The sequence below is a fragment of the Romboutsia sp. 1001216sp1 genome (assembly GCF_039841805.1).
Taxonomy (GTDB): domain Bacteria; phylum Bacillota; class Clostridia; order Peptostreptococcales; family Peptostreptococcaceae; genus Romboutsia_C; species Romboutsia_C hominis.
This window is the reverse complement of record NZ_JBDPHA010000017.1, coordinates 15,337-37,487: the sequence shown is the minus strand read 5'-3', so window position 1 is coordinate 37,487 and position 22,151 is coordinate 15,337. Positions and strand designations below refer to the sequence as shown.

The following is a 22,151-nucleotide window of genomic DNA, read 5'->3' as shown; positions in this document are numbered from 1 at the left end:
ATAATACAAAGCCATAAGGGTTTTAATCTATAATAGATTTGTCTTTATGGCTTTTTGTATTAAAATTAATTTTTTATTTATCAGAGGTGGAGTATGGAGAATTTAGAGTATTGGAAAAAGGAATGGATTAAAGTAGGTAAAGAATATATTTTAGACAAAAACACAGAAGATAAGAACATAAAGGTTTGGGATGAGTCCTCAAAAAATTATGATGAAACAATTTGTAATAATAGAGTTAAGGATGTTATAGAAAATTTAAAATTAAAGGGATATATTAATGAAAATAGCGAGGTATTAGATATTGGTTGTGGTACAGGCTCATATTCTATAGAATTAAGTAAAATATGCAAAAAAGTATATGCACTTGATTATTCAGATTGTATGCTTAATGTTCTAAAAGAAAAGATAAAAAGCAATAATATAAATAATATAGAAATTATTAAAGCTAATTGGAATGATATAAACTTAAACAAAGAGAATATGTATAAAAAATTTGACTTAGTAATAAGTAGCTTAAACCCAGGATGTTATAACCCAAATAGTTTATTAAAAATAAATGAAGCTTCAAATAAAAGTTGTTGTTACATAGCAACAGATGGAAAGTCAAAAGATGATGTTTTAGAAAAGGCAGATGAATTCATATTAGGAAAAAGGCTAGAATTTTGTGGAGTAAGTGATATTATATATCCATTTAATATACTATATTTTAGTGGGTATAGACCGAGCATTTTTTATATAGGTACTACTTGGAAATATAAAACAAGTTATGAAGGTTCAGTAAATAAATTAAAAAATAGATATAAAGATTACTTAGATAAGTATGAAATCATAGATAAAATAGAAGAATTTGTTAATAGAGAAATTAAAGATGGTATATTTTATCATGAAAGCAAAGTAACTTTAGGGGTTATTACTTGGGAAGTTATGTAAAAATATAAAAGAAAAATTAAATATCTAAATAATAATTACAAAATTTAGTATAATAGCAAATTTTAATTAGAAATTATAATTTTAGAAAAAAATATATAAAAAAACTAATAATATGTTTATGTTGGTATTTTATGGGTATATATAAACTATCAACAAGAAAGTTGAGCTTACATAAAATATTAGTCAGGAGATGTTAAAAATGACATTTAAATCAGAAGTAAAACATATTGAAGAAGAATTAAAAAAAGATGCTGAATGTTTAAAGTATGAACATGAAAGCAGAAAAGAGTTTAAAGAAGAAAAGCACGAAGCACATAAATTTGCAAAAGAATTAAAGCATCAAATGAAAGAAGAAGATAAAGAAGCAAAAAAAGAAGCAAAAGAAATAATAAGAGAAGTTAAAAAAGAAGAAAAAGAACTAGTAAAAGAAGTAAATAAAGAATTAAAAGATGAGCTATTATAATTAAATGGATAATATATAATGAGCAACTTCATATTGATTGAAGTTGCTCATTTTTTAGTATTAAGAATTATTTACGATAGAAAAATTTTGGACTTTTATTTATATAGTAAATTTATGTTATTTTACTTTTATTAAGTAGATGCATTTTATTAAATATAGATAATTAATAAAAAAATTATAATTTCGTAAAAAAGATAATAAATATAAAGCTTTAAAGGAAATTTATAGAAATATAAAGAATATATATAAAAAGTTTTAGTTATTAATATTAGATAATATGTAAATAATTAAATCATATAAATTTAAGAGGTGATAATATGAGCCATATAAGTGCTAAAAATGCTTATAAAAGCTTAGAGGAAAGATTAAATAAATTTCCGCAAGGGGTACCACCATCTAAAACACTTTATGACATATTAAAGGTACTATTTACAGAAAGGGAAGCAACTTTAGTAGCTCAACTTCCAATAAGGCCCTTTAGAGTAAAAACAGCAGCTAAAATATGGAGTGTAAGTGATAGTGAAGCTTTAAAAATATTAGACTCACTTGCTGCAAAGGCAATACTTTTAGATCTAGAAGATGATAAAGGTAAAAAATATATTCTGCCACCTCCTATGGCAGGTTTTTTTGAGTTTGCACTAATGAGAACAAGAAATGATATAGACCAAAAACTTTTAGGTGAACTTTACTATCAATATATGAATGTAGAAGAAGATTTTATAAAAGATTTATTTTATTCGGCAGAAACTAAATTAGGAAGAGTTTATGTACAGGAAGAAGTTTTAACTAATGATGATGAAATAACTATACTTGATTATGAAAGAGCAACACATATAATAGAAACTGCAAGCCATATAGGGGTTAGTATGTGTTATTGTAGACATAAAATGGAACATGTAGGAAAGGCTTGTGATGCACCTATGGATATATGTATGACCTTTAATAATACTGCAAATTCTTTAATTAAAAATAACTTTGCAAGAAGAATAGATGTATCAGAGTGTAAGGAATTACTTCACCAAGCTTATGAAAGTAATTTAGTACAATGTGGAGAAAATGTACAAAAAGGAGTAAATTTTATATGCAATTGTTGTGGATGTTGCTGTGAAGCATTAGTTGCTGCAAGAGAGTATGGAAGTTTACAACCAGTAGCTACTAGTAGCTTTATACCGTATATAGATTATGATGAGTGTATAAACTGTAAAAAATGTCTAAATACTTGCCCTATATATTCAATAGTAGAAGTAAAAGAATTAGACAAAACTACTATAAAAATAGATGAGGATATATGCTTAGGATGTGGAGTGTGTGCAAGAAGCTGTCCTAAAAAATGTATACATCTAAAAAAGCGAAAAGAAAAAATAATAACTCCAGCATCATCAGCTCACAGAGTAGTACTTATGGCTATTGAAAAAGGACAATTACAAAATTTAATATTTGATAAAGGAGCACTTCATAGTCATAGAGCTATGGCTTCAATACTTTCTAGTATACTTAAGCTATCTCCTATACATAAAGCTATGGCAAGTGATCAGATGAAATCTATATATTTAGATAGATTACTTAGAGTAAAAAAATAAAAATTATACTTAGTAATCTTAAGATTATTACTTAAAATAAAAGAAAAAATAGATATAATTATTATATAAATAAAAGGGTAAGGGGATAAGGTAAATGCAAAAATCAAAAGTATATTTTACTAATTTAAGAACAGACCAAAATACAAGTTTACTTATGAAATTAGAAAATCTTATAAAAAAAGCAGGGATAGAAAATATTGACTTTAATGGAAAATTTAGTGCTATAAAAATTCATTTTGGAGAACCAGGAAATCTTGCATATCTAAGACCAAACTATTCTAAAGTAGTTGTAGATTTAATAAAGAAAAATGGAGGAAAGCCATTTTTAACAGACTGTAATACTTTATATGTAGGAAGAAGAAAAAATGCACTAGAACATTTAGATGCAGCATATGAAAATGGATACAATCCATTTACAACAGGATGTCATATAATAATAGGTGATGGGCTTAAAGGAACAGATGAAGTCAATGTTAAAATAGATAAAGAGTACATAAAAGAGGCAAAAATAGGTCAGGCAATAATGGATGCTGATATAATAATATCTATGAATCACTTTAAAGGTCATGAATCAACAGGATTTGGTGGTGCACTTAAAAATATAGGTATGGGGTGTGGTTCTAGAGCAGGTAAAATGGAAATGCACTGTAGTGGAAAGCCAAAAATAAAAGAAAGAAAATGTGTTACTTGTGGTGCATGCGCAAAAATATGTGCACATGATGCTATAAGTTTTAATGAAAGTAAAAAAGCAGTTATAAATCATGATAAGTGTGTAGGTTGTGGTAGATGTATAGGAAATTGTAATTTTGATGCAGTAGATACTACAACATTTGAAGCTAATGATATATTAAATAAAAAAATTGCAGAATATAGTTATGCAGTACTTAAAGATAGACCACATTTTCATATAAGTTTTGTAATAGATGTAAGTCCAAATTGTGATTGTCATTTTGAAAATGATTTAGCAATAATACCTGATGTTGGTATATTTGCATCATTTGATCCAGTAGCACTTGATATGGCTTGTGTAGATATGGCAAATAAGCAAAGTGTAATAAATGGAAGCTACTTAGATGAGAAAAAGCATCATACACATGATCATTTTATAAATACACACCCTGAAACTAACTGGGAAGTATGTATTGATCATAGTGTTAAGCTTGGAATAGGAAATAAAGAGTATGAATTAATAGAAGTATAAAACAATAAACTAGCTTAAAGTCTATACTAGATCTGAGCTAGTTTTTTTGTTTTATTAATTCTTATATATACAAATATATAAAACAAAGGATAAAATTAAATATTTTAAGATAATTATATAAAAAACTATTTACTCTAACATAATGTTATAGAATAGAATTTCATTAGGAGGTGTAAAAATGTATAAAATAAGTGAGGTATCAAAATTAACAGGCATAAGTGTAAGAATGTTACACCACTATGATAATATAGGAATATTAAGGCCAAGTAGAGAAGTTGAATCTAATTATAGATATTACAGTGAAGATGATATATTAAGACTTTATCAAATACTAGTATTTAAAGAATTAGACTTTAAATTAAGCGAAATAAAAAATATATTAGATGATAAAAATTTTGATATAGAAAATGCCTTAAGGGTACAAAGAAAACTTATAATGAAAAAGAAAGAAAGGCTAGAAAATATAATAGATTCTATTGATGAAACAATAAAAAATTTAGGAGAGAATAATATGAGTAAAAAGGATTTTAACGCTTTTAGTTATGATGATATTAAAAAGCATGAAGAAAAGTACAAAGAAGAGACAGAAAGAAGATATAAAGATAGTGATGCTTATAAAGAAAGTAGGGAAAAGACATCAAAGTATTCAAAAGAAGACTGGGAAAAAATAAGTGAAGAAGCTAATAATATATATATTGAGCTAGCAAATTTAATGGATAAAAATCCAGATGATGAAGAAGTTCAAGTATTAGTACAAAAATGGAGAGATCATATAAGCAATAATTACTATAACTGTACGGTAGAAATATTTAGAGGATTAGCTCTTATGTATGTAGCAGATGAAAGATTTACTAAAAATATAGATAAGTATAAAGAAGGGCTTGCTAAATTTTTAAGTGATGCTATGAATGTTTATTGTGATAATAAAAAGTAGTGATAATTTTAAAATACTAAAAATATTAATAAATAAAATGTTTGTTGACAAATAATGCATAAATATATACTATTTATATTGAAAAAAGAAATATTAAATTTAGAAATTAAGCCATGAAGGTTTACACGAATAATATAAGTGTATCTTCATGGTTTTTGTTTTTGGGGGAGAAAACTTATGAAAACTTGGGAAGAAGTAATCAAATTTCATGGACATGAATATCCAGGGCTAGCTATAGGGTATTTAGCTTCTAAAGGAGCTAAAGAATACTTAGAATTAGAATTTTCAGAGGATGAAGAGATTGTTTGTATAGCTGAAAATGATGCATGTGGATTAGATGCAATACAATTAATGCTTGGATGTACTATAGGTAAGGGGAATTTACTTATAAGACTTAGAGGAAAAAGTGTTTATCATTTTTATAATAGAAAAAATAATAAATCTGTTAGAATGTCATTAAAAAACAAAAGTAAGAACTTATCAAGAGAGGAATATAAAAATCTTTTGATAAATGCTAATCCAAAAGATTTATTTGAATTTAAACCAACTAATATAAAACTTCCAGAAAAGGCTAGATTATTTTTATCTGAGACTTGTGAGGTATGTAAGGAAAAATCATCTGAACAATTTATAAGACTTCAAGAGGGGAAGAAGGTTTGTTTAGATTGTTATAGTGATTATAAAAGATTTTTTTAGATATTACTAAGATGGAAATAATTTATCAAATGGAGGAGATATGCTATGAATCAAGTACAGTTTTTTGATAGTATAGCAAAAGATTGGGACAACATAATCGAAGTAAATGAATTAAAAATAAATACTCTTTTATCTAAGCTAAATATTAAAGATAATCAAAGTATATTAGATGTAGGAACAGGAACTGGCGTATTAATACCTTTTTTAAAAAAATTAAATAAAACTGGATTTATAAAAGGTGTTGATATATCTACTCAAATGCTAGATATAGCAAAAGAAAAGTTTAAGGATATTAAAAATTTATCCTTTGAGGAGTTAGATGTTGAAAACGATAATATAAATGAAAAGTTTGATAAAATAATTTTATATTCAATGTTTCCACATTTACAAAATAAAACGTTAACTATTAAGTCATTAGTAGAAAATAATTTAAAAGAAAATGGGCAACTTATGATAGCTCATTCTAATAGTAGAGAGTTTTTAAATAATATGCATAAAGAAAAAGATGAAACTGTTAAAAATGATAGGCTTATATGTGTTAAAAAACAAAAGTCATTATTTGAAGATGTAGGGTTAAATGTAAGTGAAGCTTTTGAAAATGATGAAATTTATTATTTAATAATAGATAAAAATTAATAATTTAGCTTTTAGGGGGATATTTTTATGAAAACAAAAAAAATAATTTTATCGGGGATATTTATTGCATTTGGAATTATATTACCTATGTTTTTCCATACATTTAATATGGCAGGATCAATATTTTTACCAATGCATATACCAGTTTTAATAGGTGGATTTTTATTAGGACCACTTTATGGAGGATTAGTAGGATTATTGACATCTATATTAAGTGGGTTTATGACAGGTATGCCACCATTAGTTCCAGTTATGCCTATAATGGCTTTTGAATTATGTGCATACGGAGTTATAAGTGGATTTTTATTTGAAAAAACTAATAAAATATATATAAGTCTTATAGGTGCTATGATAGGTGGTAGATTATTTGCTGTTTTGGGGGCATTCATTGTTTCTTTAACTATAGCACCAAAAGTTAGCCCATTTATGTTTGTATTTGGAAATTTAGTTAATGCTATTCCTGGAATGCTTATACAACTAATATTTATTCCAATTTTAATTAAGTTTACAACTAAAAATCCAGAGATAAAGAGAAGTTTAGCTTCTTAAAATTATATAAGATAAAAAAATAGATTTTCAAAATATTAAAAATAAAAGAGTAGGTAAAAATTTACCTACTCTTTTATTTTATAAAATATAAAAATTTATATATATTTATTAGTTTTGAATACTCTCGCTACCAATATTTTTAATTTTACTTTCAGGCATTTCACTAGAAAAATTCCAAGGATCTCTTACGATTAATTTGTTTGCAAATGGTATGAAAGTTGAAAGTAGTGTTGAAACCAATAACAATTGACAGAACCAAACTAAAGGCATAACTTGCATAGGAGATACTTTTCCATTTGTGAAACTAGTTAAAATTAGCATCTGAGCACCATAAGGTAAAAATCCTTGTAAAATAGAAGAAACAGTACTTAAAATAGCAGCGCTTCGTCTAGGATCAACTTTGTATCTATAACAAAGTTTTTTAGCTACAGGTCCATTTATTATAATGGCAACTGTATTATTTGCAACAGCTATATCTGTTAATGCAACTAAAACACCTATACCAATTTCTGCTGATTTTTTATCTTTAATAAATTTTTGAACAGCTACAAGAAGTGCTTCTATACCACCAGCATGAGTTACCATTTCGGCAAGACCACCTGTTAAAAGAGATAACAAGAAGATATCTGTCATATTTGTAAAACCTGTGTAAATACTTTTTACAAAAGTTAATATTGTCAAATCACCATAATACATTCCTATTGCTCCAGCTAAAAATATTCCACCAGTTAAAACTAAAAATACATTCATTCCAGCAACTGCTAATACCAATACAAATAAATAAGGTAAAACTTTAACTAAGTTAAAATCATAAGCTTGAATTGTAGTAGGAACTTCTGGCTTACCAAATACAAATAGTAAAATAATTGTAATAATGGCAGGAACCAAACTTAAATAAAAGTTTATTCTAAACTTATCTTTCATATCACATCCTTGAGTTCTTGTAGAAGCTATTGTAGTATCTGAAATTATAGAAAGGTTATCTCCAAGCATGGCTCCACCTAAAACACAAGCCATTACAAGGGGAAGAGAAGCACCAGTTTTTTCAGCTACTGCAACTGCAATTGGACCAATTGCTGCAATACATCCTACTGAAGTACCTGTAGCAGTAGATATGAAACCAGAAATTAAAAATATACCAATTACGATAAATTGTGAAGGTATGTATGTTAAACCTAAGTTTACTGTTGAATCAACGCCTCCCATTTGTTGGCAGACACTAGCAAAGGCTCCAGCTAATAAATATATTACACACATTATTATAATGTTTGAGTTACCACAACCTTTAACGAAAATATCAAATTTTTCATCAATAGAACCTTTAATTAAGAAAAAAGCTGCTAAGACACCACAACTGACAGCTACTGGGGCTGGGAATTGATAAAAGGCCATTTCTACGCCTTGAGCTTGAAGAATTATACCACTTCCTAAATAAACTGCTATAAAAACTAAAAATGGAATTAAAGCTTTAAAACTCGGTTTGACTTTTTCTTCTTTTCTCATAAGAATTCTCCTTTTGAATTAAAATTGTGACAATTAAGACTTTAAAAAAATTGAACCTAGCTTAATTAAACTAGGTTCAATTTTAAAGCTTAAAGTAAATCTAAGGCTTGTTTTAAATCATCTATTATATCTTCAGGGTCTTCAAGACCTACAGAAATTCTTATTAATCCATCTGAGATTCCAGCTTCAGCTCTTTCCTCAGCTGTATAAGGAGAGTGAGTCATTGAAGCAGGATGTTGTATTAATGTCTCGCAATCACCTAAGCTAACTGCAAGAGTACATAATTCTAAAGAGTTAAGTAATTTTTTACCTGCCTCTAAGCCACCTTTAACTTCAAATGCTATCATACCACCTGGTAAATGCATTTGTTTTTTAGCTAATTCACGTTGAGGGAAGCTTTCAAGTCCAGGATAGTTAACTTTTACTACATTTTTATGTCCTTCTAGGAATTTAGCAACTTCTAGTGCATTTTTACTATGTTTATCCATTCTGATTTGTAAAGTTTTCATACCTCTTAATATTAAGTAAGCATCAAATGCGCTAAGTACAGCACCTGTCATATCTTTAACACCAAATAATCTTACTTGGTTTATAAAGTCTTGTTTACCAACAACAAAACCTGCTATAACGTCTCCATGTCCGTTTAAGTACTTAGTTGCAGAGTGAAGTACAACATCAGCTCCCCATTCTAGAGGTCTTTGTATGTAAGGTGTACAGAAAGTATTATCTACCATAACTATACAATCTTTCTTTTCATGAGCTATTTTAGCAACAGCTTCTATATCTATTAATTTTAAGTCTGGATTTGCTGGAGTTTCTAAATAAACAACTCTAGTATTTTCTTTCATAGCAGCTTTAATTTCTTCTAAATTAGTAGCATCTACAAAAGTTACTTCAACTCCATATCTTGTTAAGCCATGATTTAATAATGCAAATGTACATCCATATAATGTCTTAGACGCAACTACATGGTCTCCTGCTTTTAAGGCTGTCCATAATGCTGAAGATATAGCTCCTATTCCTGATGCAGTAGACATACAAGCCTCTGCGCCTTCTAGTAAAGCTACTTTTTCTTCTAATTGAGCATTAGTTGGATTTCCTAATCTTGAGTATATGTATCCACCTTCTTGAAGTGCAAATCTTCTTCCACCTTGTTCAGCACTATCAAATACAAATGTTGATGTTTGGCATATTGGTGTAGTTAATGCTCCAGATACAGGATCTTTATGATGTCCTCCATGTATCGCTTTTGTAGCAAATCTTTTGTTTTTTAAGTTTTCCATAGTAATTCTCCTCCTAGATTTTCATTAATATAGTAGTGTCTTACTTCATGAAAACGATTGCTGCTGTTTTCTTTTTTAATATAACACTATTGTAATTTATTGGCAAATTAAAAAATAGGTATGAAACTTAAAATAATAAAAATTTTTTAAACTTAATTTAGACAAATTTTGACTTTAGATTATTTAGGCTTAAAAAAAATTTTATATATATAAATTTTACTTTATTTATTTAAAAATTAATATAAATTTTACTTTATTTATTTAAAAATTATTCAAAAATTTAAAAATTATTTAAAAATTTAAAAATAGATATTAAAAATATAACTATGATAAGCACATAAATAGTAAGCTGGAGATATATTAAATTAAAAAAATTATAATAATATCATTTAGAAGCTTAGAAAATATTGATAATTTAATTTATAATAATAATTGGACACAGTGCATAATATTGAGAAATAGGTTTAATTATGAAACATTTAAAACATCTACTCAAATAATAAAAGATGAATTAAATAAGATACACAAATTTATAGATATTCTCCACATATTTATATTTATGGCACTATCAGGTAGAGACTCATAAAAAAAGCTTATGCGGCATGTGTTTCATATTCAATTGAACTCATGCCGCTATTTATTTGTTATTACTAAAAGTAGTTAGTCTTAAAAATATATGAGGGATATTAAAACATGTTTTCTATACCTTTAAGACTAAAGCAATAATAATTAATAAAAACAAACCTATGTTCTATGAAAAGGCAAAAAAATAATTAATTACAGTATTATTGTTATCTTATTACCAAAACTTATTTAATCTTTTTCTAAAATTATTAAGTTTAAGTTCAACAAATCTTTCAGGAACTTTTTCACAACTTGCTATAAATCCATTGTTTCTACCCATATATTTATAATATATATCATCACTTAGTAAAAGCTCAGAAGCTAAGGTATCAGCTTCTATTTCTAGAGTACCAAGTCTAAAATATGTATAAGTAGCTAAAAATAAAGCATTAGTAGTAGGATGAAGTATAGCATGTCCTAGCTCATGAGCATAAACCTCACGACGACATTCATCATTTAAATCAGGATGAATAAGAATGACTTTATCCCCATTAATCATGCCATAACATCCTTTTAATTTATTTATATCTGTATCATTAGGTAAAAAACCTAATTTAATCCCCATTGCATCTATAAGTTCTTTTGGATCAGAAGTATCATAACAGTATGTAATTCTTCTAATTGCCTCTCTTATATGATTTATATTCACTAAAAGTCCTCCCCCTTTATAATCAATATATAAGTTTACTTATCTTAAGCTATATGTTGGTTATATAATTTATGTTAATAATGACTTTATTTAAGTAGGTATGTAGAATTTACATACCTACTTAAAATTAATCATTATCTTTTTCTAGAGCCATTAACATACCAACCTTCATAGCTTTTAGTATGTGATCTATATCTTCTTTAGTAGCAGGCTTACCATAAAGCATTAAACCGTCTTGTTTTAACATTTCCTTAGTATTTTCATATATACTTTCAACGTTTTTGTTCATATCGTCTTTTAAAGTCTTATAATTTCTAATATCTGTTATACCAAGTAAATAGTCAGTAGATACTTCTAAAATCTCTGCTAACTTTGAAAGTGTAGCAGCTTTAGGTTCTCTAAGTCCATTTTCATATCTTGATAGAGTTGCTTCATTTATTTCAGCTTTTTCGCACAATTCCTTTTGATTCATACCTAAATAACGTCTTGCCTTTGTTATTCTTTCTCCGATGCTTTCCATTAATATCACCTCTAAAAATATTATAGTATATATTTACCAGTAAGGAAAGAAAAATTAACAAATGGTAAGATACAAATATATATTACCATAAAGTAATATATATTTACTAAATGGTAAATTAAAGTATAAATTTATACAAATGGTCAAGTTTTTTCTTGACTATGGATATTACTTCCAGTTAATATTAAATTACAGAAAGGCAGTAAAGTTATGGAGGGGATAAAATTGAAATTAAGATTACTTAAATCAAAGAGGGTACTCAAAGGTTTATACCAATATGAGCTAGCAGAGAAGATGGGAATTTCTCATAAGACATACAACTTTAAGGAAAATGGCAAAATAGTGTTTACTGTTGGAGAGATATTAAAAGTAATTGAATGTTTGGATTTAACACTTGATGAAGCTAATGATATTTTTTTCTCTAATAAATTACCAAAGAGCTAAAAAAATTTTAAAATATGCTTATATAGAAAATAAGGGGGATACAAATGAATGATTTAAAGATATTTTCAAATGAAGAATTTGGAGAAATAAATGTAGTAGTAATAAATAAAAAAGAATATTTTGAGGCTATACCAATAGCAAGGGCATTAGGATACTCAAATCAAAGAGATGCAATAATTAGATTATGCAAAAAAGAGGGTGTCGAGTTTTTAGACGTAGGGGTAAAATATGCACCACTTAGTATTGATAATGATATGTTTTTAGTAGATAATTCACTAGATACTATAGAAATTGAAGGAGAAAGTTTAAATTAAGGGGGGGATTTTATATGGCAATATTTAGACATGTAAGAACTGAATTTTGGAAAGATGAAAAAGTATTAGAAGAGATGACACCAGAGGACAAGCTATTTTTCTTATATATTTTAACTAATACAAACACAACACAAATAGGAATATATAAAATACCTAAAAAGCAAATAGCTTTTGAATTGGGGTACTCAGTAGAAAGTATAAATACACTTATAGATAGATTTGAAAATTACTACAAAATTATAAGATATAATCAACAAACACGTGAATTAGCCATAAGACGATGGGGAAAGTACAATTTAGTAAAAGGTGGAAAGCCAATAATAGACTGTGTAAAAAAAGAAGTCAAGGAAGTTAAGGATAAGAGCCTATTAGCTTATATAGCACAACATATAGATAAAGAAGAGATAAAAAGAGAGTTTGAAAATTATATAGACGATACGTGTAACGATTCGTTGGATAGTATATCTACCATAGGTGCGCAAAAAGAAAAAGAAAAAGAAAATAAAAAAGAAAAAGAAAATGAACACTTATCGTATTCTTCATCTTTAAGTAAGTTTAAAAAATTATATGAAGAAAATATAGGACTTATAAACGGTATAGTAGCACAGTGGTTAATAGATATTACAGAAACTATAGATTATGAATTATTTAAAAGAGCTATAGAGATTGCTACAGATAGAGGTAAATGTAACAAAGGATATGTAAATGGAATAATAAATCAATGGAATGATAACAACATAAAAAGTTATAGTGATTTATTAGCATATGAAAAAAGCTTAAAGAACAGGGGAGATAAATATGGAAAGGGTAGTAACAACTATAGAAACAATGAATATGCCACATGGTATGAAGAAGAAGATGAAGATATTTATAGAAAGCCAACGCCAGAAGAAATCGCAGAAGTTGAACGAGAGTTTGGAAGGTTTAGAAACTAAAGTTAGTGAGTATAAATGTGATAAGTGTAGAGATATGACCTTTATTATAGATGAAGGTGTTGCAATTCCTTGTGCATGTAGGCAAGTAAGGATAGCTGAAGATATTTTAATAAAAAGTGGTATAAGTGAAGAGTTTAGAAAAAAGAGATTTAGCAACTTTGTTTATGATATAGAAAAACAAATTATATGTGCTTATAAAGAAGCTTGTAATTATTCAAGAAACTTTAAAGATATTGAAAAGGATAGATGTAACTCTATAATGTTTATAGGACAAGTTGGGTGTGGAAAAACCCATCTTTCCCTGGCTATAGCTAATGAGCTTATGGATGATGGGGTAGGTGTTGTGTATATGAGTTATAGGGAAGTTGTTACTAAACTTAAGCAAAATATTATGGATGAGGCTTATTATAATAGGGTGATGAACAGATATAAAAATGCTAGGGTGCTTTTGATTGATGATTTGTTTAAGGGCAGTATTAGTGATAGTGATGTTAATATTATCTTTGAGATTGTTAATCATAGGTATTTTAATAATTTGCCACTTATTGTTAGTTCGGAGAAGAGTGTTGAGGAACTTATAGGTATTGATGAGGCTATTGGTAGTAGGCTTATTGAAATGAGTAAAAATTATTTAGTAAAGATTAGTGGAAAGAAATTAAATTTTAGAATATATGGAAAATAAAATTATAATTATAGGTTGAAATTTGTTATAATTAGAATTAGGATATATAGACTAAACATAAGGGGAGATTAAAATGAACGAAAAATTAAAGCAAGAAGTAATGGATGAATTTATAAATTTATTTAAAGAACTTGATAAAGGTGAAATGAAAAAAGTGATTGAATTTATAGAAAAATTAATGGTAGGAGAGTTAGCTGATTTAATAGAAAAAGGTAAAAAAGAAGGGATTCTTACAAAAGTAGAGATATTAAATGCTTTTAAAAAAGCTAATCTTAATGAAGTACAAATGAACTACTTATATAATAGAATAGTTGATTTAGGAATAACAATAAGTGAATAATATATAAAACTTAAGGAATATAAAAAAGACAGGCCTCCGTTGCCTGTCTTTTGATTTAGTAAATTATTTTAAAGATAAAAAGTATAAATTGGATTTATTTTAATGGAATATCTAGAGTATATCCTAAAATGGAATAATTATACATTTATTATAAAAATTATTTTATACCTATAATAGTTTTAGATAACTCATTAATACTATCAGATAGAACCTGAAGCTTTCCTTCAATCCTTACAAGTAAATACATACTAAGGGCTATAGGAAAGCCAACAGAAGCTATAAGAGTTTGTAATTCAGAATTCACAAAAACACATCCCTTCATAAATTAAAAGCTATGCTAAAAATAGCATAGCCTTATTAACTATAAAACCAAGTCGTACTCAGTAGTTCCAGTTTCAACAACCTTAGCTTCTACTAAAGATGCAAAGTTTTCCCCAGCTGGTTTAAATATATTTTTAGAAAGTATAGTAGTCATAGCTGTCTTTATCTCTGTTTCAGTTAAATTTTCCCTAGGGTCATCTACTGATATAGAAACCTTTTTTCCAGATGTTGTCATAAAACTCATTAATAATTTCTTTGAAACTTCCATAATACACCTCCATATAATTTAGATTTTAATTAATAAATTTTTAAGCAACGGATATACCTGAAGCGAGAGCGAAGGTATATCGTTGGCGCAGGAGCGAAGCGAATTCTTATTCAGATAATGTAGTATTGTCTATTATAGCTACTTCAAGTAGTGTATTGTTTTGAAGTGATGCTATAACAGCTCCAACAGCATATACATCATCATTTGTTGCTTCTGGATCTACATTAGAGTAAGTTTTACTTTTTATTTTTGTTTTTCCAGTTACATCATCAAGCCCACAGTCAAATCTTATTTTTAATCCTGACGGATTTTTAGTTGCAGTTACTGCCATAAGTATTCCTCCTTTGTTTTTAGTGAAGTTTTATACTTCTTGATAATAAGTATAGGAAAACTTAGTTTTTAAAGACATTAAAGTTTTTTATGAAAATATTTAAATACCCGGGGGCTGAAAATGCGACGTAGGGTATTTTGAGTATGAAAGCACGACGTAGGGGGTACTAGATTATATAAGTGTCATTAAAGCCTTTGGATATTGCTTTATTTTTAAGGTTTATAGCATTAGTTTTATCTTTAAATGCTCCTATACATACTCTATAAAAATTCGAGTTGCTCATTTCATCTATTATTGATTTATCTATAAATGAAAGTAGTGTAGATGATATGGAGTCTGCTATGTCTTTTATATACTTAGTAGAAGCTAAGTTATCTTCTACTGTAGAATTTGATATAAAGTCTATCTCTATTAAAAGAGCAGGCATTTTAGTTTTTCTAAGTACAAAGAAGTCTTTTGATATTTTAACCCCTCGGTTAGGAGTATTTATAGTTTTTGATAGGTTTGAGCATATGGTTTTAGCTAGGGGATATACCTTACTGTTTTTATCATATACCCATACTTCACATCCTTTGGCTGATTTGTTAGTTGATGAGTTCATGTGAAGGCTTATAAAGTAGTCACAGTTACATTTATTTGCATTTTGACTTCTACAGTCTAGAGAGTAGTATTTGTCAGTCTCTCTAGTTGTTATTACTTTTTCAAAAGCTTTTTCTAGATTAGTTTTTATTATCATTCCTATTTTTAATACTGTATTACTTTCTTTTGTTGAGTTAGTTCCTAATGCTCCTGGATCTTTACCTCCATGTCCAAAGTCTAAGTACCATTTCATGTTATTTACCTCCTATGTTTTTACTCAAATTTTATGATTTAAAATAGAAAGGAGTATATGAAAAAACTTAAGAATTAAACTATACTTTAAGTTAGAGTATTTAACTAAGGAGGATTTACCTGAGTCTATTAAAGATTTGGCTGATGTTATTGGGATAGATTCTTTAAAGAAGCTTGTTAAGTTTGCTGATGAGAGTAGTTTGTATATCCCTAATGAAAATAATATTACTAAGTCTATTAAAAATAAGATTATGAAGGAACGCTTTAATGGTAATTATAAAGAGCTGTCTAGAAAGTTTGGTATAAGTGAAGTTCAAGTTAGAAATATTGTGGACGATTTTAAATAATCAATTGTGTTTAGAAATTTAATATGATAATTACTATAAGCCTAGAAATAAAATTTTTAGGCTTATTTAATGATATAATTTTATATGTGATAAGATATATATAAGATTAGTAGTCTAAAAGGGAGATAAATAATATGATAATAAAAATATTATGAGAGAGATAACCAATGTATAGAAAATATTAAAGGAATAGATGAACTAATATATAAAACAAAGCAATCTTATAAAAAGAATATTAAACAAGTAAAAGGTGAAGAAAAGACTATAAAAGTATCAGATACCTTAGCATCAAAAATACTACTTGGTGTGTATGGTATAGTATCAGCATATGATAGGTATTTTATAAAGGGGATTAAAGCTCATGGGTTTAAAGATACATCACCAGGAGAAAAATCACTAGAGAGCTTAGCTGAATTTTATAAAGTGCATCAAAATCAATTTATTGAATGTATTAGTTTATTTAAACAAAATGATAATGTGGTTTACACACCTATGAAGTTAATAGATATGTATTTCTGGCAAGTAGGGTATATGCTAGAAAATGAAGATGAATTTATAGATAGTGAAATAAAGGATATAAAAGAATTTGAAATTAAATATAAAGAGAATTTATACTTACAAAATCCCAATAAGGCAAAATTAGGAACAAAGAATAATTTAAAAGAATGTATAGTAAAGTATATCTATGATAAATTAGAAGAAGCTTCACAAAATAAGATGGAATTTATAGATTTAAAGTGTGGAGATATACAAAAATAAATGAATATAGCTAATAGAGCTCCTTCTGTATGCAATGCTATGATGAGTATAGAAGGTTATAAGTATGATGTTATAAAAGAACTTCGAAAGAAAAGTGGAACAAGTAAAACAGTAAGATATTATTTATAACATATAAGAATAAATAAATCCCTTCCTAATAAAATTTATTAGGAGGGGATTTTATATTGAGTAGGTTTTATAATCAAATAAAGGATGCAACTGTTGAAAAGCAAGTAGAATATGTATATAAAAAAGATATAAATACATATTTTAAAGGAAGTATTATAGAATATCCATATTCTTGCGATGGATATATAGATACGAAGGTTACCTACGATAAAACTAGTAGAATTCTAAGATTAATAATGGAATTTAAACTAGATGAAAAACTTAGTACTAAAATAAATAGATACAAAGTACTAATACAAGTTTTATATTACATAAAAAGGTTTGAATTAAATGGAGAACCTCTCCCAAATGTAATTTTAGCAGGAGACAAAAGAGAAACATTTGTAATACATACTAATGATATAATAGACTATTTAAATGAAGATTTAGATTGGAGTATAGCTCCATCAGAAGCACCTCAGAAAAATCTTGATCTATTAGCCAAAATGGTCAACGAGAATAAAGCAAATCCTTATATATTCAAAATAGATGAAAACTTTAGTTTCAATGATGTAGCACAAAAGATAAAAGATTTAGCACTTAATATAAAAAGATATGTAAACATAACTGAAAAAAATATATATTCAATTTATGACTATTTCATATCAAAAGTAATTAAAAATGAAAGTAAATATGAACCTCATGACTTAGTATATATATTTATAAGTCTAATAATGAATCCTAATGAAAACTTTAAACATCCAGAAAAGCCTAATAAATTGCATTTATCAAATGGAAACGAGATAGATATAAATGGAGATGTATATGATTCCTTCTTTGGTCATTTTCAACGAAGACATAGATTATCTGAAAGAGAAAAATTTTCAAGTATCCAAGATAGATTAATAGAAGATACTATTCGTAGATCTAAAGGTGAATTTTATACACCTACTGCTTGGGTAAATAAATCACATGATATTATATCAGATATACTAGGTAAGGATTGGAAAGAAAATTATGTAGTATGGGATTGTGCATGGGGAACTGGAAATTTAACTAGAGATTATGAATTTAAAGAATTATATTGTTCTACTATAAATAAATCAGATTTAGATGTTGGAAGTAAATATAAGAAATAGTGAAAAATTTCAATACGACTTTTTAAATGATGATGTAGATATACTTAAAGGGCAATTTGAAATTGATATTAGTATGCCTAAGAATTTAATACGTGCATTTGAAAGTAATAAGAAAATACTATTTTTTATTAACCCACCATATGCAACAGCAGGGAACCAAGATAGTACTAGCAAAAAAGGAATTGCAAAAACTAAAATAAATAAATTAATGAAAGAAGATAAAATAGGGAGATGTTCAGAAAATTTATATGCTCAGTTTATGTATAGAATATTAAAAATGAAAAAGTATTTCAAAAATGATATATCTATTGCTATATTTACCAAACCTAATTTTATGACTAGTGAAACATATAACAAATTTAGAAAAGAATTTCTAAACGAGTTTAAGTATAATTATGGAATGTTATTTAATGCTGGTTATTTTTCAGATACATCTAATGCATGGGGAGTATCTTTTTCTATATGGACTTCTGGTGTTACAGATAATAAATATGAATTTAATCATGATATATTAGATATGAATGACAACGGTATTATAGAAAAGAGTGGAATAAAGAAAATATATAATTTAGATAATAAAGTAAAAATGAATGTATGGATAAGAGAAAAATTAAAAAATAAGGGTACTATTGATGTCCCACATTTAAGTAGTGGGATTAAGGTTAAGGATAATGGTAAATACAAAATTGCAAGTAATTATTTAGGGTATTTATTTGTAAAATCAAATAGTATATATACTAATTCTAGGTATGTTGCATTATTTTCAACTATGTTTTCTGATGGTCATGGATTATCTATCACAGAAGATAATTTCATGGACTGTATGAGTTTATTTGCAGCAAGAAGGATTATAAAAGGTAATTGGATAAATGATAAGGATGAATATATTAAGCCTAATTTAGAACATGAAAAATATGATGAATGGAATAATGATGGATTAATATATTCTTTATTTAACACAGCATCAAATCAAAGTTCACTTAGGAAGATTGAGTATAAAAATAACTTATGGGATATAAAAAATGAATTTTTCTTTATGAGTAATAATGAAATGGAATTATTAGCAGATGAATACGATAATGAAGAAGTATATGATGATATAAGGTACCTTGGTAATGAAAGATATGTGTATAATTTATTAAAAGATATAGAATTGTCCAAAGAAGCTAATGATGTTTTAGAAAAAGCTATAGAACTTACTAAAGGCAGTTTTAAATTTAGGAAAATATTCAATTATGAAAGTCCAGAATACAATATAAATACATGGGATGCAGGATGGTACCAAATAAAAGCACTATTAAAGTTATATATGAAGGAAGAGTTAGAAGAATTTAAAAAATTATATAATATATTAGAAGAAAAAATGAAATCTAATATTTATGATATAGGATTTTTAAATTAAATATGTAAGTATGCAACAAAGAATAAAGTCTTATAGAGCAAAATTAAATGATATCAAAAGCCTCTAATTAAACAAGAGGCTTTTCTAATGTCTAAAAATAATATAAAATCCTAATATTAAAAAACATAAGGAAAGAATAAATTACATATTCAAATAAACTAATAACAAACACACAAAAACAAAACCTGCAAAACGAACTATAAAAGTACTAGATAAAAGGTAGGAGCTTAATTTTTATCTAAAACAAAGTAGTATTTAAGTGCATTCAGATGAGAGGTAAGAGGTTAAATTTAGAATCATATTCTAAGATGAAGCATAGTATACGAATTTAAGTTAATATTTTGGTGTACAACATTTCTTTATATATTTATAAAAATTCCATCCATGTGTATAATTATAAGTAATAGAGACTAATTTTGTAAGGAAGTACATAATGAAAGTAGATAAAGAGCAAGTATTAAATGAAATGAAAAATAGATTATCTGAGTTAAGAAATATGCTACAAAATGATAACCTAAAATCACAGAATAAGATAAAAAGAGAAATTGAGCATATAGAGCTATGTATAAAAGAAGGATATATAATACTAGGTGAATATATAAACCATTCTACTAAGATAAAAATGATGTGTGATAAAGGTCATATAGTAGATACTATAGCACCAAGTAGATTTAAGAGTGGTCGCAGGTGTAAGGAATGCTTTAATATACAAAGAAAAGAGATAATGAGAAATTCTAAGAAAAGTATAGAAGCTAGAGAAAAATTCTATAGATTAGCAGAAGAAGTCGAGTATACAATTTTAGGAGACTATGAATCTGATAAACAACCAGTAAAAATGATGTGTAATAAAGGACATATAACAGATACACTGACACCAGGAAGTTTTAGGTCTGGTAGTAGATGTAAAATTTGTTATGAGCTAAACCGAGGAGATATTAAAAAAAATTCAGAAAGAGTAAAAAAAGCTAAAGAAGATTTTTATAAATTAGCAGGAGAAGAAGGGTATACTATTTTAGGCGAATACATTAGAAGTGATAAATCTATATCTATGAAATGCCCTTATGGACATATAACAAATACATTGACTCCGAATAATTTTAAAAGAGGTGCTAGATGTAAATCATGTTATGATATAAATATAAGTGAAATAGCAAGGAATAGAGACTCGAGTATTAAAGCAAAAGAAGAATTCTATATGCTAGTAGAAAATGAAGGATATGAATTAGTAGGAGAATATATCAATAACTCTACACATGTAGAGTTAATATGTCCAAAAGGTCATAAACATTCACCAACACCAAATGATTTTAAATCAGGGTGTAGGTGTGGAACATGTTATGAATTAAATAGAAAAAATATAATAAACAATACACAAAGAGTGTTAGAAGCGAAAGAAGAATTTTATAAATTAGCACAAAAAGAGGGATTTAAAGTATTAGGTGAATATGTAAATACAGAGACAAATATAAAAATGAAATGTCTACAAGGACATATAATTGATACTTTAACACCTCATGGATTTAAAGCAGGAAATAGATGCAAAATCTGTTATGACTTAAATAGAAGTAAGATATATAGAAATATTGAAAAAAATGTAGAAGCAAAAGAAGAGTTTTACCAAATGACAAAAGAAAGAGGATATAGAGTTATAGGTGAATATATTAATAATTCTACGGGGGTAAAAATGGAATGTCCTAAAGGTCATATAACGGATACATTAACTCCAAATAGTTTCAAAAGAGGAAATGAATGTTTGACATGTGGTGAAGAGAATAGAAAAAATTTAATAAAAGAATTCTATGAACTTGCTGAAAGTGAAGGCTTTTCTATTATAGATGAATACATAGATGCTACAACAAAGATTAATATTATGTGCCCAAAGGGACATATATATTCGGCAAGGCCAAATGATTTTAAGTCAGGCTATAGATGCCCTGAGTGTCTAAACAAATATGGTGAAAATAAATGTAGAGATGTATTAGATTTATATAACATAAAGTATGAAAGAGAAAGAACGTTTGAAGGGCTTGTAGGTGTAGGAGGAGGGAATCTAAAATTTGACTTATATTTGCCAGAACTAAATATAGTTATTGAAATTCAAGGGGAAGGACATTTTCCAGGAGAAACTATATTACATAAGGGTAATACAATAGAGCATGATAAAATTAAGAGAAAATGGTGTAAGAATAATAATATTACAATGAAAGAAATACCGTATATAACAAGAGGGAAAGGTAATAGTAGAAAAAAAGCATTGGAGAAAATAGAGATTGAAATAAAAAAGTTTTTAGATAAATTTTATAATTAAAAATAGAAAGAAATATTTAAGATAAACTTACTCATCAACAGAGAGTTATAAGGG

Annotated in this window: 27 protein-coding genes; 19 read left to right on the top strand and 8 right to left on the bottom strand. The window is 27.0% G+C overall.

The window, feature by feature from the left end; genetic code table 11:
- The first annotated feature begins 93 nt into the window (after window positions 1-93).
- The 8 genes from ABHC41_RS13090 (at window position 94) to ABHC41_RS13055 (ending at window position 6,989) form a co-directional block, all read left to right on the top strand.
- Complete coding sequence (locus ABHC41_RS13090) at window positions 94-930, top strand: methyltransferase domain-containing protein (protein WP_271892749.1); 837 nt, start codon at window positions 94-96, stop codon at window positions 928-930.
- Between the two features lie 199 nt (window positions 931-1,129).
- Window positions 1,130-1,393: a hypothetical protein gene (locus ABHC41_RS13085; RefSeq protein WP_092926167.1), complete on the top strand. Its 264-nt coding sequence runs from the start codon at window positions 1,130-1,132 to the stop codon at window positions 1,391-1,393.
- Between the two features lie 317 nt (window positions 1,394-1,710).
- Window positions 1,711-2,973: a 4Fe-4S dicluster-binding protein gene (locus ABHC41_RS13080; RefSeq protein ID WP_195237110.1), complete on the top strand. Its 1,263-nt coding sequence runs from the start codon at window positions 1,711-1,713 to the stop codon at window positions 2,971-2,973.
- A gap of 94 nt (window positions 2,974-3,067) precedes the next feature.
- Window positions 3,068-4,174 carry a DUF362 domain-containing protein gene (locus ABHC41_RS13075; protein ID WP_240275900.1) on the top strand — a complete coding sequence of 369 codons (1,107 nt, stop codon included), beginning with the start codon at window positions 3,068-3,070 and terminating at the stop codon, window positions 4,172-4,174.
- Window positions 4,175-4,352: 178 nt separating this feature from the next.
- Entirely contained in the window at window positions 4,353-5,108 is a 756-nt protein-coding gene (locus tag ABHC41_RS13070) for a MerR family transcriptional regulator (RefSeq protein WP_240275899.1), read from the top strand.
- Between the two features lie 177 nt (window positions 5,109-5,285).
- A complete protein-coding gene (locus tag ABHC41_RS13065) occupies window positions 5,286-5,804 on the top strand; it encodes an FmdE family protein (RefSeq protein ID WP_271892752.1) in 519 nt (172 codons plus the stop codon).
- A 45-nt stretch (window positions 5,805-5,849) separates the two neighbouring features.
- Window positions 5,850-6,440 carry a methyltransferase domain-containing protein gene (locus ABHC41_RS13060; protein ID WP_271892753.1) on the top strand — a complete coding sequence of 197 codons (591 nt, stop codon included), beginning with the start codon at window positions 5,850-5,852 and terminating at the stop codon, window positions 6,438-6,440.
- Window positions 6,441-6,467: 27 nt separating this feature from the next.
- Window positions 6,468-6,989, top strand: coding sequence for an ECF transporter S component (locus ABHC41_RS13055; protein ID WP_271892755.1), 522 nt, complete (start codon window positions 6,468-6,470; stop codon window positions 6,987-6,989).
- A 108-nt stretch (window positions 6,990-7,097) separates the two neighbouring features.
- Here the strand turns inward: ABHC41_RS13055 and ABHC41_RS13050 are convergent, their stop codons facing one another.
- The 4 genes from ABHC41_RS13050 to ABHC41_RS13035 form a co-directional block, all read right to left on the bottom strand.
- Window positions 7,098-8,492, bottom strand: a complete 1,395-nt coding sequence (locus tag ABHC41_RS13050; protein ID WP_195938431.1) for a Na+/H+ antiporter NhaC family protein — start codon at window positions 8,490-8,492, stop codon at window positions 7,098-7,100.
- A gap of 89 nt (window positions 8,493-8,581) precedes the next feature.
- Window positions 8,582-9,775, bottom strand: coding sequence for a methionine gamma-lyase (megL, locus tag ABHC41_RS13045; protein ID WP_195237117.1), 1,194 nt, complete (start codon window positions 9,773-9,775; stop codon window positions 8,582-8,584).
- A 799-nt stretch (window positions 9,776-10,574) separates the two neighbouring features.
- On the bottom strand, window positions 10,575-11,048 hold the full coding sequence (locus ABHC41_RS13040) for an ImmA/IrrE family metallo-endopeptidase (RefSeq protein ID WP_195581059.1): 474 nt from the start codon (window positions 11,046-11,048) through the stop codon (window positions 10,575-10,577).
- A gap of 127 nt (window positions 11,049-11,175) precedes the next feature.
- Window positions 11,176-11,568, bottom strand: a complete 393-nt coding sequence (locus ABHC41_RS13035; RefSeq protein WP_092926145.1) for a helix-turn-helix transcriptional regulator — start codon at window positions 11,566-11,568, stop codon at window positions 11,176-11,178.
- A 225-nt stretch (window positions 11,569-11,793) separates the two neighbouring features.
- Here ABHC41_RS13035 and ABHC41_RS13030 point away from each other — a divergent pair, with 225 nt between their 5' ends.
- The 5 genes from ABHC41_RS13030 (at window position 11,794) to ABHC41_RS13010 (ending at window position 14,283) form a co-directional block, all read left to right on the top strand.
- On the top strand, window positions 11,794-12,012 hold the full coding sequence (locus ABHC41_RS13030) for a helix-turn-helix transcriptional regulator (RefSeq protein ID WP_240275892.1): 219 nt from the start codon (window positions 11,794-11,796) through the stop codon (window positions 12,010-12,012).
- A 44-nt stretch (window positions 12,013-12,056) separates the two neighbouring features.
- Entirely contained in the window at window positions 12,057-12,326 is a 270-nt protein-coding gene (locus ABHC41_RS13025) for a BRO family protein (protein ID WP_092926141.1), read from the top strand.
- 14 nt (window positions 12,327-12,340) lie between these two features.
- Window positions 12,341-13,261: a DnaD domain protein gene (locus tag ABHC41_RS13020; protein ID WP_271892759.1), complete on the top strand. Its 921-nt coding sequence runs from the start codon at window positions 12,341-12,343 to the stop codon at window positions 13,259-13,261.
- Window positions 13,242-13,943 (top strand): ATP-binding protein, encoded by a 702-nt coding sequence (locus ABHC41_RS13015; protein WP_271892761.1) that lies wholly within the window; start codon window positions 13,242-13,244, stop codon window positions 13,941-13,943. Before ABHC41_RS13020 ends, ABHC41_RS13015 begins: the two co-directional genes overlap by 20 nt.
- A 73-nt stretch (window positions 13,944-14,016) precedes the next feature.
- On the top strand, window positions 14,017-14,283 hold the full coding sequence (locus ABHC41_RS13010) for an RNA polymerase sigma factor region1.1 domain-containing protein (RefSeq protein ID WP_271892763.1): 267 nt from the start codon (window positions 14,017-14,019) through the stop codon (window positions 14,281-14,283).
- A 157-nt stretch (window positions 14,284-14,440) separates the two neighbouring features.
- Here ABHC41_RS13010 and ABHC41_RS13005 read toward each other — a convergent pair whose 3' ends face one another.
- The 4 genes from ABHC41_RS13005 to ABHC41_RS12990 all read right to left on the bottom strand — a co-directional run bounded on the left by ABHC41_RS13005 (window position 14,441) and on the right by ABHC41_RS12990 (window position 16,035).
- Window positions 14,441-14,587, bottom strand: coding sequence for a YvrJ family protein (locus tag ABHC41_RS13005; RefSeq protein WP_195581064.1), 147 nt, complete (start codon window positions 14,585-14,587; stop codon window positions 14,441-14,443).
- 57 nt (window positions 14,588-14,644) lie between these two features.
- Window positions 14,645-14,872, bottom strand: coding sequence for a DUF2922 domain-containing protein (locus ABHC41_RS13000; RefSeq protein ID WP_166505297.1), 228 nt, complete (start codon window positions 14,870-14,872; stop codon window positions 14,645-14,647).
- Between the two features lie 106 nt (window positions 14,873-14,978).
- On the bottom strand, window positions 14,979-15,203 hold the full coding sequence (locus ABHC41_RS12995) for a DUF1659 domain-containing protein (RefSeq protein WP_271892767.1): 225 nt from the start codon (window positions 15,201-15,203) through the stop codon (window positions 14,979-14,981).
- A 166-nt stretch (window positions 15,204-15,369) separates the two neighbouring features.
- Window positions 15,370-16,035: an N-acetylmuramoyl-L-alanine amidase gene (locus tag ABHC41_RS12990; RefSeq protein ID WP_271892770.1), complete on the bottom strand. Its 666-nt coding sequence runs from the start codon at window positions 16,033-16,035 to the stop codon at window positions 15,370-15,372.
- A gap of 136 nt (window positions 16,036-16,171) precedes the next feature.
- Here ABHC41_RS12990 and ABHC41_RS12985 point away from each other — a divergent pair, with 136 nt between their 5' ends.
- The 6 genes from ABHC41_RS12985 (at window position 16,172) to ABHC41_RS12960 (ending at window position 22,097) form a co-directional block, all read left to right on the top strand.
- On the top strand, window positions 16,172-16,381 hold the full coding sequence (locus ABHC41_RS12985; RefSeq protein ID WP_271892772.1) for a Mor transcription activator family protein: 210 nt from the start codon (window positions 16,172-16,174) through the stop codon (window positions 16,379-16,381).
- A 306-nt stretch (window positions 16,382-16,687) separates the two neighbouring features.
- Complete coding sequence (locus tag ABHC41_RS12980) at window positions 16,688-17,140, top strand: hypothetical protein (RefSeq protein WP_271892774.1); 453 nt, start codon at window positions 16,688-16,690, stop codon at window positions 17,138-17,140.
- Window positions 17,141-17,269, top strand: coding sequence for a hypothetical protein (locus ABHC41_RS12975; RefSeq protein ID WP_271892775.1), 129 nt, complete (start codon window positions 17,141-17,143; stop codon window positions 17,267-17,269). It begins immediately after the preceding gene.
- Between the two features lie 56 nt (window positions 17,270-17,325).
- A complete protein-coding gene (locus tag ABHC41_RS12970; protein WP_271892777.1) occupies window positions 17,326-18,387 on the top strand; it encodes a hypothetical protein in 1,062 nt (353 codons plus the stop codon).
- Window positions 18,362-19,789, top strand: a complete 1,428-nt coding sequence (locus ABHC41_RS12965; protein ID WP_271892779.1) for a hypothetical protein — start codon at window positions 18,362-18,364, stop codon at window positions 19,787-19,789. The genes ABHC41_RS12970 and ABHC41_RS12965 overlap by 26 nt, the downstream gene beginning before the upstream one ends.
- Before the next feature lie 433 nt (window positions 19,790-20,222).
- Complete coding sequence (locus ABHC41_RS12960) at window positions 20,223-22,097, top strand: hypothetical protein (protein WP_271892781.1); 1,875 nt, start codon at window positions 20,223-20,225, stop codon at window positions 22,095-22,097.
- Window positions 22,098-22,151 lie beyond the last annotated feature (54 nt).

Bases quoted from the DNA above. Each gene is read 5' to 3' on its own strand.
- ABHC41_RS13080 (WP_195237110.1), top strand. From the start codon at position 1,711: ATGAGCCATATAAGTGCTAAAAATGCTTATAAAAGCTTAGAGGAAAGA.
- ABHC41_RS13010 (WP_271892763.1), top strand. From the start codon at position 14,017: ATGAACGAAAAATTAAAGCAAGAAGTAATGGATGAATTTATAAATTTA.
- ABHC41_RS13055 (WP_271892755.1), top strand. From the start codon at position 6,468: ATGAAAACAAAAAAAATAATTTTATCGGGGATATTTATTGCATTTGGA.
- ABHC41_RS13050 (WP_195938431.1), bottom strand. From the start codon at position 8,492: ATGAGAAAAGAAGAAAAAGTCAAACCGAGTTTTAAAGCTTTAATTCCA.
- ABHC41_RS13065 (WP_271892752.1), top strand. From the start codon at position 5,286: ATGAAAACTTGGGAAGAAGTAATCAAATTTCATGGACATGAATATCCA.
- ABHC41_RS13020 (WP_271892759.1), top strand. From the start codon at position 12,341: ATGGCAATATTTAGACATGTAAGAACTGAATTTTGGAAAGATGAAAAA.
- ABHC41_RS13025 (WP_092926141.1), top strand. From the start codon at position 12,057: ATGAATGATTTAAAGATATTTTCAAATGAAGAATTTGGAGAAATAAAT.
- ABHC41_RS12995 (WP_271892767.1), bottom strand. From the start codon at position 15,203: ATGGCAGTAACTGCAACTAAAAATCCGTCAGGATTAAAAATAAGATTT.
- ABHC41_RS13070 (WP_240275899.1), top strand. From the start codon at position 4,353: ATGTATAAAATAAGTGAGGTATCAAAATTAACAGGCATAAGTGTAAGA.
- megL (WP_195237117.1), bottom strand. From the start codon at position 9,775: ATGGAAAACTTAAAAAACAAAAGATTTGCTACAAAAGCGATACATGGA.
- ABHC41_RS13035 (WP_092926145.1), bottom strand. From the start codon at position 11,568: ATGGAAAGCATCGGAGAAAGAATAACAAAGGCAAGACGTTATTTAGGT.
- ABHC41_RS12960 (WP_271892781.1), top strand. From the start codon at position 20,223: ATGAAAGTAGATAAAGAGCAAGTATTAAATGAAATGAAAAATAGATTA.
- ABHC41_RS13085 (WP_092926167.1), top strand. From the start codon at position 1,130: ATGACATTTAAATCAGAAGTAAAACATATTGAAGAAGAATTAAAAAAA.
- ABHC41_RS13060 (WP_271892753.1), top strand. From the start codon at position 5,850: ATGAATCAAGTACAGTTTTTTGATAGTATAGCAAAAGATTGGGACAAC.
- ABHC41_RS13075 (WP_240275900.1), top strand. From the start codon at position 3,068: ATGCAAAAATCAAAAGTATATTTTACTAATTTAAGAACAGACCAAAAT.
- ABHC41_RS13000 (WP_166505297.1), bottom strand. From the start codon at position 14,872: ATGGAAGTTTCAAAGAAATTATTAATGAGTTTTATGACAACATCTGGA.
- ABHC41_RS13090 (WP_271892749.1), top strand. From the start codon at position 94: ATGGAGAATTTAGAGTATTGGAAAAAGGAATGGATTAAAGTAGGTAAA.
- ABHC41_RS12990 (WP_271892770.1), bottom strand. From the start codon at position 16,035: ATGAAATGGTACTTAGACTTTGGACATGGAGGTAAAGATCCAGGAGCA.
- ABHC41_RS12965 (WP_271892779.1), top strand. From the start codon at position 18,362: ATGTTGGAAGTAAATATAAGAAATAGTGAAAAATTTCAATACGACTTT.
- ABHC41_RS12975 (WP_271892775.1), top strand. From the start codon at position 17,141: ATGAATATAGCTAATAGAGCTCCTTCTGTATGCAATGCTATGATGAGT.